This is a genomic window from Flavobacterium sp. (assembly GCF_049590715.1).
Taxonomy (GTDB): Bacteria; Bacteroidota; Bacteroidia; order Flavobacteriales; family Flavobacteriaceae; genus Flavobacterium.
Genome location: NZ_JBAWDL010000025.1, coordinates 1 through 18,552, shown reverse-complemented (window position 1 = coordinate 18,552; position 18,552 = coordinate 1). Strand labels below are relative to the sequence as shown.

At 32.8% G+C, this 18,552-nt stretch carries 15 protein-coding genes and 1 pseudogene; 7 read left to right on the top strand and 9 right to left on the bottom strand.

What is annotated here, in order from left to right:
* Positions 1-48: 48 nt before the first annotated feature.
* The 6 genes from WBQ70_RS01430 to WBQ70_RS01405 all read left to right on the top strand — a co-directional run bounded on the left by WBQ70_RS01430 (position 49) and on the right by WBQ70_RS01405 (position 6,335).
* On the top strand, positions 49-846 hold the full coding sequence (locus WBQ70_RS01430; protein ID WP_423909539.1) for a LytR/AlgR family response regulator transcription factor: 798 nt from the start codon (positions 49-51) through the stop codon (positions 844-846).
* Positions 847-1,025: 179 nt separating this feature from the next.
* Positions 1,026-1,316 carry a nucleoporin gene (locus WBQ70_RS01425; protein WP_423909536.1) on the top strand — a complete coding sequence of 97 codons (291 nt, stop codon included), beginning with the start codon at positions 1,026-1,028 and terminating at the stop codon, positions 1,314-1,316.
* Positions 1,317-1,532: 216 nt separating this feature from the next.
* Positions 1,533-3,452 (top strand): tetratricopeptide repeat-containing sensor histidine kinase, encoded by a 1,920-nt coding sequence (locus WBQ70_RS01420; protein WP_423909534.1) that lies wholly within the window; start codon positions 1,533-1,535, stop codon positions 3,450-3,452.
* Positions 3,453-3,454: 2 nt separating this feature from the next.
* On the top strand, positions 3,455-4,147 hold the full coding sequence (locus WBQ70_RS01415) for a response regulator (RefSeq protein WP_423909531.1): 693 nt from the start codon (positions 3,455-3,457) through the stop codon (positions 4,145-4,147).
* A gap of 103 nt (positions 4,148-4,250) precedes the next feature.
* Positions 4,251-5,210 carry a hypothetical protein gene (locus WBQ70_RS01410; RefSeq protein WP_423909529.1) on the top strand — a complete coding sequence of 320 codons (960 nt, stop codon included), beginning with the start codon at positions 4,251-4,253 and terminating at the stop codon, positions 5,208-5,210.
* A 12-nt stretch (positions 5,211-5,222) separates the two neighbouring features.
* On the top strand, positions 5,223-6,335 hold the full coding sequence (locus WBQ70_RS01405; RefSeq protein WP_423909526.1) for a glycosyltransferase family 2 protein: 1,113 nt from the start codon (positions 5,223-5,225) through the stop codon (positions 6,333-6,335).
* Between the two features lie 24 nt (positions 6,336-6,359).
* On the opposite strand, the gene WBQ70_RS01400 is transcribed toward WBQ70_RS01405, so the two are convergent.
* From WBQ70_RS01400 to WBQ70_RS01390, 3 genes are all read right to left on the bottom strand, one after another.
* Entirely contained in the window at positions 6,360-6,833 is a 474-nt protein-coding gene (locus tag WBQ70_RS01400; RefSeq protein WP_423909523.1) for a hypothetical protein, read from the bottom strand.
* Positions 6,834-7,015: 182 nt separating this feature from the next.
* Positions 7,016-7,435: a large conductance mechanosensitive channel protein MscL gene (mscL, locus tag WBQ70_RS01395; RefSeq protein ID WP_423909520.1), complete on the bottom strand. Its 420-nt coding sequence runs from the start codon at positions 7,433-7,435 to the stop codon at positions 7,016-7,018.
* An 84-nt stretch (positions 7,436-7,519) separates the two neighbouring features.
* The gene (locus WBQ70_RS01390) at positions 7,520-9,964 is read right to left on the bottom strand and encodes a bifunctional UDP-N-acetylmuramoyl-tripeptide:D-alanyl-D-alanine ligase/alanine racemase (RefSeq protein WP_423909517.1); all 2,445 of its coding nucleotides are present in this window, start codon (positions 9,962-9,964) and stop codon (positions 7,520-7,522) included.
* A gap of 371 nt (positions 9,965-10,335) precedes the next feature.
* Between WBQ70_RS01390 and WBQ70_RS01385 the strand changes: the two genes are divergently transcribed.
* A complete protein-coding gene (locus tag WBQ70_RS01385; protein WP_423909514.1) occupies positions 10,336-10,941 on the top strand; it encodes a hypothetical protein in 606 nt (201 codons plus the stop codon).
* On the opposite strand, the gene WBQ70_RS01380 is transcribed toward WBQ70_RS01385, so the two are convergent.
* From WBQ70_RS01380 to WBQ70_RS01355, 6 genes and pseudogenes are all read right to left on the bottom strand, one after another.
* Complete coding sequence (locus WBQ70_RS01380) at positions 10,936-11,634, bottom strand: porin family protein (RefSeq protein WP_423909512.1); 699 nt, start codon at positions 11,632-11,634, stop codon at positions 10,936-10,938. The genes WBQ70_RS01385 and WBQ70_RS01380 overlap by 6 nt on opposite strands.
* A 197-nt stretch (positions 11,635-11,831) precedes the next feature.
* Entirely contained in the window at positions 11,832-14,747 is a 2,916-nt protein-coding gene (locus WBQ70_RS01375; protein ID WP_423909509.1) for a T9SS type A sorting domain-containing protein, read from the bottom strand.
* A 497-nt stretch (positions 14,748-15,244) separates the two neighbouring features.
* Positions 15,245-15,922 (bottom strand): SCO family protein, encoded by a 678-nt coding sequence (locus tag WBQ70_RS01370; protein ID WP_423909507.1) that lies wholly within the window; start codon positions 15,920-15,922, stop codon positions 15,245-15,247.
* A gap of 151 nt (positions 15,923-16,073) precedes the next feature.
* Positions 16,074-16,898 (bottom strand): NAD-dependent epimerase/dehydratase family protein, encoded by an 825-nt coding sequence (locus WBQ70_RS01365; RefSeq protein WP_423909504.1) that lies wholly within the window; start codon positions 16,896-16,898, stop codon positions 16,074-16,076.
* Between the two features lie 64 nt (positions 16,899-16,962).
* On the bottom strand, positions 16,963-17,457 hold the full coding sequence (locus tag WBQ70_RS01360) for a hypothetical protein (protein WP_423909501.1): 495 nt from the start codon (positions 17,455-17,457) through the stop codon (positions 16,963-16,965).
* 29 nt (positions 17,458-17,486) lie between these two features.
* Positions 17,487-18,552 (bottom strand): annotated as a pseudogene (locus WBQ70_RS01355) (peptidase M28); the annotation flags it as partial.

The following is an 18,552-nucleotide window of genomic DNA, read 5'->3' as shown; positions in this document are numbered from 1 at the left end:
AACTAATGTTAACGTTTTGTGATCTAATTAAATTAGGAACTGCCAAGAATGAACTACTCGTACGTTATTATTGATGATAATCAAGAGAATGTCTTGGAAACCAAAGCAGTTGCGAATGGTTTTTCAGAGCTTAGTTTTGTGGGCTCAGCTAATAATTACGAAGAAGGGTTAAATTTAATATTAGAATACCATCCCCAACTGATTTTTCTTGAAATTGATCCAACTGATAAAAATTCAAATATTTCTTTGTTGCTTATCAATGAATTGTATCGCTTTCTTAAAATTGTTCCTAAAATAATTGTTATAACCAAAACAAAGGATTTAGCTTTTGAAGCCATTCAATATGGGGTCTCAGATTATATAATCAAGCCAGTGTCTAAGATTCATTTGGTAAAAACCATACTTAAGTTAGAAAAATCAAATCCCATTGGGGTATCAACTTCTCAAGTAAAAGTTGAAACACCAACTATTCTTGAAAAAGTTACGGTTTATAAAGAACCTCTTGTATTGTGTATTAAATCTTATGGGGATCATAGATATATTGATACAAGAGATATTGCTTATCTTCAAGCAGACAATAATTCCACTGACATTTATTTGAGTACAGGGGAGATGATTACGGCTTTTAAAACTTTAAAACATTTTGAATTAGTCCTAGAATATCCTTTTGTTCGTATCCACAACAGTTATATTGTGAACAGTTTTTCTATCTCAAGAATTCATACAGGTAATTCAGTATGTTATATTAAAAATTCAGCTATAAAATTGCCTTTCTCAAAATCTTACAAGATAAATATAGATCTTATTATAGCTAAAATTTCAAATGGGAATTACTTAGAAATTTAAAACAAACCCATTCACCAAGATTTGACACCCATTCACTATCAAACAAGAGTATTCTACCATAAACAGCCTAATTTGTAAGGTGAATTGTGGGTTCTTGTGTAGTTTTACAATATGATAAAGCGGTAATGCAGAGTTACTTAGCCTTGTAAAACAATATAAAAAATAAAAACCCCAATCTTATGAAAAAGTCAATTACATCAATCGGATTATTAGCATTAGTAATGATTCTTACATCATTTACAACACCTCAAACAAATAATGATTCTTCGGATTTATTTGGAGGAGCAACAAATACAACTAGAAAATCAGATTTATTCGGAGGAGCAACAAATACAACCAGAAAATCAGATTTATTTGGAGGAGCAACAAATACAACTAGAAAATCGGATTTATTCGGAGGAGCAACAAATACAACTCGAAAATCGGATTTATTTGGAGGAGCAACAAATACAACTAGAAAATCAGATTAAGGAATAATCGTAATTATACAATTTAAAGGCTATCAATTTTGATAGCCTTTTTTTATGCTAAAAGGTTTAATTTAGTATTTTTGGTATAAATCAAAAGTATTGTCAAAATATTTCTACATAGTATTGTCTTTGTTAGTTTTTATAAGTTGTTCAAAAAAAAAGACAACTTATAAATTGGTTAATCCATCTTCCGATAGTTTGTCTATTTACTTTGATATGGCAAACAATGAAAAATTGGCTATACCAAAAAGAAAAAAATTTACCCAAAAAGCCTTTTCAATAATAATGAATCAACCCAATGATTCAATGCATCGTGTCTTTTTGCTTCGTATTGCTAATCGTTATTTTAATATGGGAGATGCTTCTAGTTATGAAAAAACAGTTCGGTTGTTATTAGAAAAATCAAAAAAAGCTCAGGATACAACTTATATTGCTAAATCTTATTCGTATTTAGGAGATTATTATGGGGGAATTGGCATAGTGGATAGTGCGTATACTTATTATTTCAAGGCTGAAAAAATATTTAGATTACTCAATGATCCCTATAATCTAGCTAGAAATCGATTTAATAAAGCCAGTTTACAATATAATCAAAGTGATTTTATAGATGCTGAAATAGCCGTATTTAATGGGTTAAGAGCGATAAAAGGAAAAATAGCAAGTGATTTAGTATTTGAATCATATAATTTGTTAGGGTTGATATATAATGAGCTTGAAGACTATAATAAGGCTATCGAATATAATACTAAAGCATATAATGTTATAAATAAAAATGTGATTAATAGTGTGAAATTTGCTAAATCTATGTCTTTAAATAATACAGGATTAGTTTATCAACATATGAACAATCATATTAAGGCAATTGAATTTTTTGAACGTGGTATTAATCAAATTGGACTAATAGAAGGAGATCCATCATTGTATTCTTTACTATTAGATAATTTGGCTTATTCTAAATTTAAGGCCAAGGATTCAAAAGGGCTGCCTGATTTGTTTTACCAATCTTTAGAGATAAGAGAGAAAATGAATTTGACAGCAGGAATTATTGGAAACAAAATTCATTTATCTGAATATTATGCTTCAAAAGGAGATACGTTAAAAGCTTTAGCATTTTGTAATGAAGCTTTTGTTTTAGCTCGAAAATCAAATAATAGGAGAAATTTTTTAGCGACACTTAAGCAATTAGCCCTATTAGAACCTAAAAAGTCGGCTCAATATACCAATGATTACGTACGAATTAGTGATAGTTTGCAAAAAGTAGAACGTGCAATAGGGAACAAATTTACTCGAATTGAATATGAAACGGATAAGATAAAGGATGAGTATTCTGACTTGGAAGTAAAAAACCGTAATTTGGTATACTTCTTTAGCGGGTTGATAATTTTAGGAATGTTAGTATATATCATTAATGCACAGAAAATTAAAACGAGAGAGTTACTTTATAAACAACAACAACAACAAGCAAACGAAGATATTTATAACTTAATGATCAATCAACAAAATGCGATTGATGCAAATCGTGTCGAGGAGAAGAAGCGAGTGGCTCAAGAATTGCATGATGGAGTTCTAGGAAGAATGTTTGGCGTTAGGATGAACTTAGATAGTTTGAATGCTTTTAATGATACGCTAGCTGTTGAACAAAGGAATCATTATATCGTAGAATTGAAAAATATTGAACAAGATATTCGTGAAATTTCTCATGACTTGAATAGAGAGAAGTCAGAATTAATTAATAACTTCGTAGCAATTGTCGATAATTTATTTGAAGAACAACGCAAAACATTTCATATAAAATTAGTTTCCACTATTGATGCCTCTATTAAATGGGACTTAATATCAAATGCTATTAAGATTAATGTATATAGAATTATACAAGAATCTATTCAAAACATTAATAAATATGCCAAGGCAAAAATCATTACTGTTGAGTTGAAAAAAGTCGAAGAAGATTTAAGACTAGTTGTAAAAGATGATGGAATTGGTTTTAAAATTAATATGAAAAATAAAGGTATTGGTATTCAAAATATGATTTCTAGAACAAAAGAATGCCAAGGTGAATTTAATATAAAATCAAAACAAGGGGTGGGTACAGAAATCACTGTTGTAATCCCAATTGAAAAACAAATACTATCGTAAAAATGACTACCGAATCGGCTTCTACTACTGCTAAAATTAAAAGCAACATATTAATTGTTGATGATCATCCCTTTATTATTCAGGGGTATAAAAATGCTATTACAAGATACCAACCAGATAATTATGAGTTTGTAATTTCAGAAGCTAAAGATTGTGAGTCAGCTTATCATGTAATTACGAATCCTAAGTTTTCTTTTGACATTGCTTTTTTAGATATCAGTATGCCTTCTTATGAAGAAAAAAATCTTTTTTCAGGCGAGGATCTAGCGAAGTTAATTTTAGAGCATATGCCTGATTGCAAGATCATTATGCTAACGATGTTTACCGAGTTTTTGAAATTAAAGACCTTAATTAAAAAAGTAAACCCAAGAGGATTAATAATCAAAAACGATTTGACTTTTGATGAATTGTTGTACGCTTTTGATAAAGTAATCAAAAACCAAGTGTATTACAGTAAATCTATTCTTGAGATGTTAGAATCTCATGATAATACGATTGAGATTGATTTATTTGACAAACAAATTTTATTTCATTTGTCTAAAGGGACAAAATCAAAAGATCTTACGCAATACATTCCTATTTCTTTAAATGCTATTGAAGTACGAAAACTAAACCTGAAAGAATTACTAAATACTACGAACGATAGTGATGCTGAACTTGTAAAAGCGGCCAAAAACAAAGGATTGATTTTTTAGTTTTATCAGAGAAAGGTAGAGGAGGCTGGACAATTTGGACAGCCTTTTTTGTTTGGTATAATTTTAAATTCCTAACCCAATTTTAATTTGTTTCTTTGCATTCATGATCTCGATTTCACACAAAACGAAACAATTCTTAGTGCTTCTGGTCAAACTTTTGATTGTAGGTGGCGCTTTTTATTTCATTTATAACCAATTGGCCAACAATGATAAATTAGATTGGCAGCAGTTTGTCACCGTATTCAAAAAAAATCAGTCAGTATTTGGAATCGGTTTTATTTTATTGCTTAGCGTCTTAAACCGTTATTTCGAAATTTTGAAATGGCAGAATCTGGCTTCTAATATTAAAAAAATTTCGATTTCTGAATCTGCTAAACAAGTTTTAGCAGCACTAACAGCTGGTGTGTTTACACCCAATGGCGTTGGAGAATATGCGGGTAAAGCGTTATATTTTGATAAATCTGAAACAAAAAAAGTGGTTTTTCTAAACCTGATATGTAACGGAATCCAGATGGTTTTGACGGTGATTTTCGGGATTTTTGGCTTATTGTATTTTAATGCATTGTACCATGTGATTACGACTAAAACAGTTGGATTGCTTTTTGGGATTTTGATTGCTTTGTTATTATTCTTTTTCTTTCTAAAAAAAATTAGTTTCAAAGGATATTCTATCGAAAAATTAATTCATAAAATTAATGCGATTCCCAAAGCCATTCACCAACGCAATATTCTCTTAGGTTGCTGTCGTTATCTGGTGTTTTCGCATCAATACTATTTTTTGTTTTTGGCTTTTGATGTTGATTTGCCATACTTGACGTTGATGGGTGCCGTTAGTTCTGTATATTTTTTAGCGTCTTCATTGCCTAGCTTTCAGTTTTTAGAATTTGCAGTCAAAGGAAGTGTAGCTTTGTTTTTCTTTGGTATTTTGGGCGTAAATGAATGGATCATCATTTTTGTTTCCACGCTGATGTGGTTTTTAAATGTAGTCATTCCAGTGGTAATAGGGAGTTATTTTGTACTCAATTTCAAATCCTCTCTCCAGCGCTTTTCAAAAGAGATGTAGCAAAATAGAATAATGATGATGATTGTAGTTATTTTGTTGCTTGTTTTTCTGATTTATAATGTCTGTATTGTTGCATTGTACTTTGGTTTTAGCAAAATAAAACGATATGATTTTTTTGGTTTAAAGCCAATAACTAAATTCACCATTATTGTCCCGTTCCGAAATGAAGCGGCGAACTTACCTGTTCTTTTAGCAAGTATTTCAAAATTAAATTATCCTTTAGATTTATTTGAAGTGATCTTGGTAGATGACGATTCGTCTGAAAAATTCCAATTTTTAAATTCTAAATTTCAATTTTCAATTATTGATAATAAAAGAGTTTCAAATTCGCCAAAGAAAGATGCCATTAACACTGCGATGCAACGCATCACTACCACCTGGGCCATAACCACAGATGCGGATTGTGTCGTTCCTGAAAATTGGTTGTTGACCTATGATCATTATATTCAGCAAAATCAGGTCCAAATGCTAGCAGGAGCCGTTACATATCACGTTCAGAATTCGTTTTTGCATCACTTTCAACAATTGGATTTAGCAAGCCTACAAGGGGCTACAATTGGAAGTTTTGGACTCGGTCATGGATTTATGTGTAATGGTGCAAATTTTGCCTATACGAAAGCTTTTTTTGAAAAACTCAACGGTTTTGAAGGTAATGATACTATTGCAAGTGGAGATGATGTTTTTTTATTACAAAAAGCGATGGTTCACTCGCCACAACAAGTACATTATTTGAAGTCTAAAGAAGCTATTGTCACCACGCAGCCCGTAGATACTTGGAAAGCTTTATTTTATCAACGAGTACGGTGGGCTTCTAAAACGAGTTCGTATCAAAGCACTTTTGGAGTTGCTTTAGGGTTGGTTGTTTTTGGAGGGAATTTAGCTTTTATTTTTAGCTTTGGATTTTGGATTTTGGATTTCATTTCGTTTCAATCATTTTTAATAATCCTATTGTCAAAATTTTTCGTTGACAGTCTTTTGATTTATAAAACCAATCTGTTTTTGACTTCTGATAAAATAAGGCACTTGATTTTGAGTAGTATGATTTATCCTTTTTTTAGTACGGTTGTGGTCTTGTATAGTCTATTTGGGAATTATGAATGGAAAGGGAGGTCGTTTAAAAAATAAAGATTCAATTTAATTTAGCTAAATCTATTCCACCTTAATAATTACGGGTAATATAAATTGCGTTTTTACAGGAATACCGCGTTTGATGGCGGGATTGATTTTTGGGAAATCGACTAATCTGCTTTTTAAAATACTATCTATTTTTACCGTATCATAGGTGCCTGTATCTTTAGGAAATAAAGGTTCAAATTGTATTTTAGAATTAGGGAATACAGTTATTTTTACTTCGATAGTGTCTAATTCTGGGTATAAAATGGAAAGGGTGTCTGCTTGGATTTTTTCTTGAATTAACTCGGTTAAAAACTGAAAAAAGCATTGTTGGCGTTCTAATTTTCCGTCGACTTTATTGCAATCTACAAAAGACGGGTATTCGTCCACTTCTTTCCAGTTAATGGATTTTAACTCTTTTTGTAATAATTCTTTTTCCGACGGCAATTTCTTGTCAAAATATTGACAAGAAGTTAGAAGGATTAAGAGTATAACGGAATATTGCTTCAAGATGTAAAATTTCAGGTGGAATACTAGACCATAAAAATACAATTATTTTGTTAGTCGCAAATTGAATACGGATACTTTTTGTTCTAGAATCTTTGTAATGGTGGCTTAATGTATGTTTTTATATATAGAAAAACCGCCTCAATTAAGAAGCGGTTTAGTTAGAATATATAATGTAGCGGAAATTACTTTTTCAATAAATCTCTAATCTGAGTTAACAATTCTTCTTGTGTTGGTCCAGCTGGAGGCGCTGGTGCTGCTGCTACTTCTTTTCTTTTCATAGCTTCGGCTGCTCTTAAAACAACAAAAACAAAGAAAGCAATAATTACAAAATTAATGATGGCTTGTACAAGGTTACCGTAAGTCAATACCGCTGCTCCAGCTGCTTTTGCTGCATCAAGCGTTGGGTACGAATTTCCATCAAGAGCAATGAATTTAGTGGTAAAATCGACACCTCCTGTAAGAAGACCTACTATTGGCATGATAATATCTTCAACCGCTGAAGCGATTACTTTACCAAACGCACCGCCAATTACTACAGCAGTTGCTAAACTTAAAACGTCACCTTTCATTAAGGAAGCTTTAAAATCGCTAAAAAATCCCATATTTTATATTTATTTAGTTAAACTTAAATCCAATATACAAATTATATTAAGACAATTGAATATCTCTAGTTTTAAAAATCATGATTATCGATAAAACACCCTTTTTACTCGTTGAGAAATACTCGTCAGGACTTCATAAGGAATAGTTTTTAATTGCTGTGCCATTTCAGAAACGGTGGGGCTTTCGCCAAAAATAATGACATCATCGCCTTCGCTGCAAACAATGGTTGATACATCAACCATAAGCATGTCCATACATACACTTCCTACTATTTTAGCTCTGTGGTTTTTTATCGTTACATACCCCACACCATTGCCCCATGCTCTGGAAATTCCATCAGCATAGCCAATGGGAATCGTGGCAATTTTGGTTTCTTTTTCGGCCATAAATCGTCTGCCGTAACCTACACTATCTCCAGCTGGAATGGTGCGAATTTGGGAGATAATAGATTTTAAAGTTCCTACGTTTTCCAAATGTTTTTGTTCTTCGACATCATTTGAAACGCCATAAATCCCTATGCCTAAACGAACCATATTGAATTGTGCTTCAGGAAAATTACTAATGCCAGAAGTGTTTAAAATATGACGAATGGGATTAATATGTAATTCGGTCATGATTTTTGATGATAACGTATCAAAAAGATGGATTTGGCTTAAAGCAAAATCATAATGAGTAGGATCATCACTCGTTGCCATGTGTGAAAGGATGCTTTTGACTTGAACCGTATCGTTTCCTTTAAGGGTTAGTATCAATTCATCGATGTCATTTTGTTCAAATCCCAAACGATGCATGCCCGTGTCCACTTTTATATGAATGGGAAACTGTTTTAATTTTTTATGCTCCGCAATTTTTAAGAAACCATGTAGCCCTTTGAGATTATATATTTCAGGTTCTAATTGGTATTGAATAATAGAGGAGAAACTAGTACTTTCAGGATTTAAAACCATTATGGGCAAATGTATTCCTCCATTTTTCAGAGAAATCCCTTCATCGGCAAAAGCGACACCTAGGTAATCTACCTGATGGTGTTCTAGTAAACTAGCAATTTCAAGTCCGCCATTCCCATAACCAAAGGCTTTGACCATGACCATAATTTTGACATCGGACTTCAATTTAGATTTAAAGAAATTCAGATTGTAGCTTAATGCGTTGAGGTTAATTTCCAGTACGGTTTCGTGTTTTTTCTCTTCGAGAATCGCAACGATTTCTTCAAATTCAAATGAACGTGCTCCTTTGACTAGAATGGTTTCGTTAGAGAAATCTAGATTTTCAAAATCGTTTATAAAGTCTGAAGTGCTGCGGTAAGTAAAGCAGTTCGTGAATTTATTTTTGAACGCTGTAATGGTTTCTCCGATACCGATGATTCTGGAAATTTCGTTCGAAACAACTAATTTTGCTACTCGACTGTATAACTCTTCATTGGTAAGTCCGCTTTGAAGAATGTCCGATAGAATGAGGGTTTTCTTTTGGAATTTATTTTGACTTTCTAGAAAATCCAAAGCGATTTTCAGTGATTGAAAGTCGGAACTGTAACTGTCATCAATTAAACTGCAATTGTTGATGCCATTTTTGACTTTTAGGCGCATTTCAACAGGATAGAGTAAACTCATTCTTGATTGAATGACTGCATTGTTATAATTGAAATATAATAAAACTAACAAAGACGAGATCGCATTTTCAATAGAAGCATGGTCTTCAAACGGAATCTCGATATGGAATGTTGCGTCTTTATACTGATAATGGAGGATTGTTTTTTTGTTTAGTGTTTCCGTTTTATATACAAAAACATGGGCAGATGGATCATCAAAACTCCAGTTGAAAGTTGAACTATTTTTGGGTAAAAGAGAATCAACACGTGTGTCTTTTTTATAAATAAGAATAGATGCATTCTTAAACAGTAATAGTTTTTCTTTTATTTTTTGGTTCGTATTTTCGAATCCTTCATCATGTGATGAACCTATGTTTGTTAAAACTCCAACGGTGGGTTGTACCATGGGTTCTAGTTTTTCCATTTCATTTATGGTAGAAATACCTGCTTCAAAAATCCCCAGATTGTGTTTTTCGTTAATGGCAATTATAGACAAAGGAACACCTACTTGAGAATTAAAGCTTTTAGGACTGCGAATAATATTGTAATCAGGGCTTAGTAGAAAATTAAGCCACTCTTTGACAATTGTTTTTCCGTTGCTGCCCGTTAATCCTATTACGGGAAAATGAAATAAACCACGATAATAAACGGCAAATTTTTGTAATGCAGCAAGTGTATTTTCGACCAATATAAAAGTGGCTTTGTCTTCTAGTCCTAATGGGATATAGCTTGCTACAAAATACTGGACACCGTTATCTATTAATTCTTTTATATAGGAATGAGCATCGTTATTAGGACCAATTAAGGCAAAAAACAATGTGTTATGACTGTTGTGTGAAGAGCGACTATCAATAGAAACGTGATCGATAATGACATCGCCTAAAGTACCATAAGATTTGGCATCAATAGCCGAAATAATGTTTTTAAGTGGTATGCTCATTTATTTATACGTTAAAAGCGGTGGGATTAAATTTATACAATGTTTACCAAAATTACTATTTCTTATTCATTTCCTTGTTAAGGAAGTGAAGTATTTCATTTGTGGCTGTAAATAGCTGAGTTGTACTTTTCGAGGTTTTGTGCAGTTTGCGTGAGGGACCGAAGTAAGCTACCGAAGTAGCACGTAGCGCCCGACAGCACTAGGTAAAGGGGCAGTATCAACGCAAACAAAAGTATGCCCCTTTGGCTAGTGGTGGCACGCCCAAATAAAGGTAAATGGAATTATGTGGGTTTTATGATTTCTTGTTTTGAGTAGTATGGTCACCAAATCTATTTTATTACCTTTGTTATACTAACCGCTAAATGACCATTTTGAAAAAGTTTATAATTTCCTTTTCTTATATTTTACACCCCCTTTTTATTCCTTTATATGCCTGTTTGTTTTATCTTTTTGCAGATCATTCTTATGGTATTAATAAAGAAAAAATTATTGTTTTCTCAGAAGTTTTTGTTGCTACAATCGTGTTTCCAGTACTTGTTTTTTTGTTGTTACGGTCTATTGGAAAAATTAGTTCGATGATGGTTCCTAAGATAGGAGAACGGAAACTGCCCTTAGTCATTCAGTGTTTTTTGATTATTGTATTGGTTAAAAAAGGCATTACGATTGAGCGTTATCCAGAGTTTCATTTTTTCTTTTTAGGAGCCTTATTCAGTACTTTAATTGCGCTTTCTCTTTTATTTGTCCAGATTAAAGCAAGCTTACACATGATGGGAATTAGTGCTTTGACTTTTTTTGTTGTTGGATTGAGTGTGCATTTTCAAACACAAAACACGTTTTGGATTGCTTTTTTGGTTGTAATGAATGGCGTTGTGGCTTTTTCGCGATTGGAAATGGAAGCGCATACGCCTAAGGAGTTGATTTTAGGGTTTTTGCTAGGTGGTATACCGCAAATGCTACTGTTGTTTTTATGGTTATAAAATGTAGAATATCAATCCTAGGTTTAAAGATTGCATAGCTAATTTATTTCCGTCTATTTGGGCCGACTTAAACAGCGGATTTAATCCATAATAAGCATATAGGTTGAATGTGTTATACCCTGCGGCTAAATAAATACCATATTGCAGTTTGTCAAAATCAGGATTGTTCGTTATTGATTTCTGGATGTTGTCATCAATGTAAATATAATTGTCGTAAAGTAAATAACTGAATTTTAACCCACCATAAATACGCCAGAATTTATAAGAAGTGTAGGTTGAGGTCCTCCAGCGAAATTCAATTGGAACATCTACAAAAAGTTGGGAAAACCTGTTTTTAGAATAGTTAGAAGTAGTGATTATACTGTAATCTCTTGTAGAACCATTCTCTGAGATGTTTAAATTTTGAATGTAATTGTTGTACGTAAACCCAATTCCAGATGCAATGGCTACGGTACGTAATTTATTTATGGGCATGTCTCTCAAGAAACCCGCCGAGAATCCAGTAGAAAAACTGTTTTGATCTAATTGATTTGGTTTATTTTGTAAGGTGTTTAATGTGAATCCAAAATAAAACTGATCTTCTCTATACAAGGAATCTACTGCAATAAAAGGGGATTCTTTAATTTTAATCTCCTCTTGTGCGGCCAAATTATAAAATGATAACAAATACAAACAGCTAAAAAATAATCGCATTTCCCTATTAGATTTAGATTTTGTTGACTCTGAATTCAAAATCACTTACAAATATAAGATTTACTAAGGATGAAAAGCAGTTTGTGATGCAAAATACTGCATTCAAAATAGCTAATTGTTGAGAACAATAGGCTGCCAAACAAAACGACCCCGTTTAAGAATTCTTAAATGAGGTCGTATGTGTTGAAATAAAAAGATTATATTTTTATCAATCTCTTGATGTATTCTTCGTTATCCGTTTTTATATTCATTATGTAAACGCCTGGACTTAATGCACTGGAATTAATATTCACAGATGTTGCATCATTTTGTTTTATTATTGTTTTAATTTCTAATTCCTTTTGACCGTTTATAGAATAAATACTGATGGTCGCTTTTGTTGAATTATCATTAAAGTTTAATTTAACGGTACAATTGTCTTTTACTGGATTAGGGTAAATAGAAACAATCTTGCTATTTTCTGTTTGTGGTGATTCATCTAATAATTGTTTTTCTGAAGTGTTGCTCTTAGCGATAATTCCTGAGTAAACGCCTCTTGTCCAGCCACTTCCTTGTAAGGAACACCAAAAAATATTTTGGTTGCTAAAATCAGGTCTCAATTCATTAATTTTATGAGGTTGTCCTAGATTTTTATTTGCTTTCATCCAACTGCTTCCATTATCAAATGAAATATAAGCTCCTGGATTTAATACATTAAGATTAGTTTTCTTTACGTCTTGAGCTGCTGCTGCAACAGTAATAATATTTGAATTGAGTTTAGAAACTTCTGTATACCAAACATAGGGTAAATCAAATATTTTATTCCAGGAAGTTCCATTGTTTGTACTTTTCCATACACCCCCTTCATTGGCAGCTCCCGTAAATGTGCCACAAGAAATATATAAATTATTGGTCCCTGATTTTTGTTGGATAAAAACATGATTCACTGATTTTATTTCTGATGGAATGGTCATTTTTACCCAATTAGTACCGCTGTCAGTAGATTTGTATAACCCACCATCCGTAAGTTTGTCCGCACTTTGCACACAAGAAGCATATAACGTTGTTGCAGTAGTTGGATCCATTTTTATTCGATTGACTGTAGATCCGTTTAATGGTAATACATTGGAACCAGTACCATTTGATCTTGTCCAAGTTACACCGCTATTAATGCTTTTATAAACGCCATGTGCAGAAAAGGGTGCTCCCGTGCCAAATACTTCATTAATAGGTGTTCCTAAAGTATTAAAATACATCTTAGCAGGATTTTGATGATCTATAGTTAAAGAGTGATTTAAAATTTGATCAGAACTCGATACATTAGTTCCAGTAGTAGGCAACGGAAAAGATACTGTTGACCATGTAATTCCGCCATCAGTTGATTTTCTTAGTTCGCCTCTATGTTCTTGTCTAAATTGCATGGTATAAATGATATTCGGATTTGTAGGATGAACGGCAACAGAAGCTATTGAAGTCGAAGCATCTTCATTTTTTTGACCTTCAATTTGCTTTACGTAAAGTGGTGCTGATGCCGATGTGCTTTTCCATAATCCATGTTCTCCACTGGCAAATAGATAAATTCCTGTAACACCTGTCTCCATGACGATTGAACGACCCGGCATATTGCTGTTTCCTCTTCCTTTCCATCCTTCACCTGATTGAACATCATCTCTTTGTTGCCAGGAAATACCATTGTTAGTAGAACGGAAAGTTTGTTGGTCAACTGAACCATATACATATCCTCTGCTGTCAATTGCGAGGAAACGATTACCGTTCATTTCTTCTCTTCTGTCTATTTCTGGCTGTATGTGTGCAAAAGTGGCATTGCTACCAGTACTTCCTTTTGTTGACCAATAGGAAGCGTCGGTACCATTATTCCAATATAGACCTGTGCGCATCACTGGAGCCCAATTTGTTCCAGAATTATTTGTGCTCCAAATATCCCCAGGACCAAAAGAGTAGTCGTGTTTTGTGTTGTGAGCTACATAAATTCTTGTTGTGTTGCTTGGATCGACAACAATTCTATTAAAAACAGGAAGAATATTAGTTGGTAATTTAGGATAGGTTGTTTTGGCTACTGCCTCAGTAATTCCAAACCAATAGGCAATTGTTCTATAATATTTACTTTTTGTATTGGAACTGGTAATTTGAGTTAAATCGATGCCTAAATCTCCTGTAACATTTGTCCAATTCCCTCCATTATTAATGCTTTTGTATACACCTCCTGTAGATTGAACTGTTCTGTTAGCTCCAGAACCTACTGATACATAGTTAGTTTGATCTACACAATATAAGGTATAAACACCAGATTCTATTCGTGCGACCATATCTCGAGGCATATTATTAGGTAATCCAGCACCTACTAATGTCCATGTTAAACCCGCATTAAAACTTCTGAAAACACCATGACTAGTAGCTATAATTAAGGTGTTATGATTGTTTGGGTATACAAATATTTTACCAATATTTACTTTGTCGGGTAAGCCACTTGCGGTACCATTTATTTTAATCCACGTTACTCCTTTGTCTGTTGTTTTATAAATATTCCCATATTCTGCATAAGGATATTGATAACTTAAATCACGATTGTTCAACATAGCTAAATTTCGATGATTGTCTTTTATGTTAAAAAAATCACCACCTCCTATGTACCATATATTGTCATTTGTTGGGTCAACGGTTAATGAAGCTTGTCTAGAAGTAGCTGGAAAACTAGAAATTTGAGACCAGTTTTTACCTTTGTCCAATGTTTTCATTAAGCGTCCTCTGACATCGACTGCAAAACCCAAATTCGCATTTTGTCTAGAGAAATCAATACTGGTGAACTCTCGCATTAAATCACCAGTACCATCATTATCTTTTAAGCTATTCCAACTTACACCATCATCAGTAGATACATATGAATTGTCCATGTCTGGTGACATAAACATAGTGTTGTCATCTGTAGGATGAATAAAAAAAGCATCACAATAACCAGAATTTCCTGGTCCTACTTGTGTCCAATTCAGTAAACTTGAGGAGCTGACTTGGGCTGTTTTTAATTGGTTAAAATAATTTGAATCGAGTGTTTGTCCTACTGCATTAGTCACAATTGAACACAGCAAGACTTTTGCTAAAAATAATTTTCTGCTCATAATTAATTTGGTTTATTTGGGGTTAATAGATAATCATCATCGTGAATTCTTATTAAAAAAAATCAAACATGAAATTTTTTTTATAAGAAAATCAGAATAATATCAAGTAGCTAATTAAGAACTATAAACCAAATAAAAACAGCACATATGTCTCAAAAAGAGGATTGTATGGTTAAAATTTAATTGTGTTATTTTTGAAAAAACAGCGAGGAGTGTCTTTAATTTATTAATTTTAAGAATGTAAAAGCAATTTTCCTAAATAAATTTTAGGTCTATTTAGGAATGCATAATATAAAGTAGTTTTATTAAATCCTTTTGGTTTTTTCAAGGAAAATGGTGTCTTGCAGTAAAGGATTTTTGAGGTATAAATAGGGGAATTGCGACTCTTTTTATAAATGAATATTTTTTCAAATTCATTGAAGCCAATTGCTTTTTTATGGCATAAGCGAGGAATGACTATTTAATCACAAATTTTATATTCTTGAATTGAAAAGGGATTATTGATCTGAATCTTGATTGCTCAAAAAGTTAATGTCTTTAATGAGACGTTGGATTTCTTCTTCTTTGGTACCGTCATAAAAACCACGAACACGGCGTTTGGTATCGACTAGGACAAAGTTTTCAGTGTGTACCATGTCATATAATTCACTAGGTTTTCCCATTTTTACCGCTAAATACGATTTTCTAGCCATGGTGTAAATTTCTTTTTTGTCACCAGTAACTAAGTTCCATTTGTTGTCTTTTACACCGTATTTTATGGCATATTTTTTCAAAACAGGGACACTATCAGTTTCTGGGAAAACAGTGTGAGAGAGTAACATAACTTTTGAGTTATTCAAAATGGCTTTTTGCACTTCAACTAAGTTTTTCGACATTTTTGGACAAATTGAACCGCAGGTTGTGAAGAAAAAATCAGCTACATAAATCTTGCCTTCGTAATTTTTTTGGGTAATGGTGTCGCCGTTTTGATTGATAAAAGAGAAATCAGCGATAGTATGGTATTTACTCACATATTGTACAGTGCTATCAACCAATTCGGGGTTGACATCAGCGGGATTGTATATGGGTAAGGTTTTGATGGGTTTTAAAGCACCGTAAAATAAATAGAGCGTAACGGCCGAAAAAATGACGAATATCCCTATGAATGTACGGTATCTGTAGAAAATAGATTTCATTATTTTTTTATGCAAAAATACAAAACAGGTTCTAAAATTGTTGTTAATACTAATGGTTATTTCAAATTAGTCTAATGAAACAATAGTAATAGTGAATCATATAAAGGTGATTATGAAAAACTTTTTTATCGAATTTTTAATTCTATGATTATTATAAATCAAGTTGGGTGAATTTATAATCCAAAAGTTGTATTAATCTATCAGACGTAATCATTTTTCCTATTGATGGATTTGATTCGTTGAATGTAGGTGGAACTAAATTATAGTCCAATGCTTTTTGAGTGTAATACTCTTTTCGGCTGGGATGATTTGGAGTTACAGCATTTAGTTGCGTTTCCCAAGTTTTGGTTTCTAATATTTTTATAATAATTCCAATACAATCATCAAGATGAATAAGATTAATAGGAGCTTCAGGATTACTAACATTTTCTTTGCCTGCTAAAAATCGAGCAGGATTTCTATCAGGACCTATTAATCCTCCAAAACGTAAAATGGTTGTTTTGAAATGGTTGTTTTGGTTTAAAAGGATTTCTATTTCAGCTAATTGTCTGCCGCTTTCAGTAACTGGTGTTAGAGGGGTGTCTTCGGTAATGGTTGCATTTGCTTCGCCATACACTGCAGTTGAACTAATAAAAAGTACGTTTTGTACAGATGATTTTTCGATATAAGGTAATAAGTTCTCTATCTTTTTAACAAAAGAGTTTTTGTTCGAATCTGAATAATCTTTGTTTTTACCTCTCAATTTAGGCGGAACAGCTATAATCAAGGTTTCGCTTTCAGCTATAAAGGCTTCGATAGGAATGTCAAGATTTGTTGTTTCTAAAGAAATAGGGTAATGCGTAATTCCAGCATTTTCTAGTGTCTCTTTTTTATCGGCCGTAGTAGTGGACCCTTTTATAATATAGTCTTTTTTGATTAAGGCTTTTGCCAAAGGAAATCCTAACCAACCACACCCTAATATACTAACTTTTGTCATTTTTGCTCTTTTTAGCGACTGTAAAAGTAACTGAATTGTGGGCAAATTGAAAATTGTTTTTTGATTAGTGACAGAATTCAGTACTCCAGTTCTCGTGTCCTCTGTCTTTCCAGCAGGTATAATTTTCTTTCATCGAAAGGATTTTATAAGAGTCGTTTTCTTTTTTCAATACCATAATTACTTTTTGACCTGCTTGCGAATCATCCATTATTCCCGTTTCAATCAATGTAAGTTCAACTTCACCAGAACCAGTTGTTTTTTTTGAAATATCGTATTGATAATCTCCTTCTGCTGCCAAACTTTTAGGTCTATATACTGCCATTACATCGTCTTCTGATTTAATTTGCTTGGAAACGATTTCAGCATTGAGTTGGTCAAGGGTTTTTTGATCAATTTGCTTGAAAGTTTCTTCAGATACATTTGATTTTGCATCAATTTCAGTGGTTTCAATACCGTTGTTACTTTCTGAATCTGTGCTTTTTGTTTTAGAATTGTTACATGAAATGACCATAGTAAATCCTAATAGCATCATAACGAGTTTTAGATTAACTTTTTTCATTTCTTAATAGGTTGTAGGTGAGTTGAGTATTAAAGTTTTGTTTGAATAGTAGTAGGGATCGCTACTGTTGGTATTTCGGTTTTTGTTTCTTGCGGTTTTATCGTTTGCTTTACACATACTGCATCCGTAAGTACAAAAGGAGTAGGCATCATCCATGGGGCTCTTGGATTTATTTCGAACAAAGGATTTTGCAATAAATCAAAGGAACTTTCAAGTAATTGCATGTCAAAAACCGTAGCTCGATTAAGGGTGAATTCCATTTCGAGTGGTTGGTTGTTAAGAAAATAATAACTTAAAATTTTCTTGCCATTGCGGTTCATCATGTTGCTTGTTTGTTCTATTTGTGATACACCATTAGCTTTAAAATGATAAAAATCCATTTTTTCGTTAGCAAAAATATCGTAGCGATTGACCTTACGATTAGGAGTAATTTTAATTTTTAAATGACGTAAATTCCCTTCAATACTATCTTTCAAAAAGACAATAGTTGAGGTTGGAATAGCTTTTACTGGGGCTGTGGCAGTGTATGTAAAAGGACTGTTGTATTTGCTAAACAAAGGAATTTCATTTTCTAGATTAGCCCTTTTTGGATCGTTGCCTAGATATTTTTTTGTCCAATCATCAAGATTCGTATCATAGGTAAGCCAGTATGCTTTTTGAACATTACTATCATAAAGATACACTAAACTATTAGACTTAGCCTTTCCTTTTTCGTATCCCGAATTTAGATGCGCTTTCGCAAAAAAGCCAATGCTAATTAGTAAAAAAGCTATTGCCCATTGCCCTTTTTTAGCAAATGTCCCAAAGACAGGAAGCAATAATCCGAAAGTTAATACGGTAAGAATAGCACTTCCAAAAAGAATTTTTAACCCCAGTCCTACAGGAAACGTATAAATAAAGGGACCAATGATCAGTAATGCAGGTATACTAAGGATTAGGTTGAACCAACGATTTGTTTTTTGGGTAAGGATGAAAAAGCCAAATAGTATAAGTGAAAAATATAGTGGCAGAATTAAAAACCCTGCGCCTTCAAGAAAAAAAGCAATACCACCGTTAATAAGCAACCAAAAGAAAATGGGTGCTACGTAATTACTC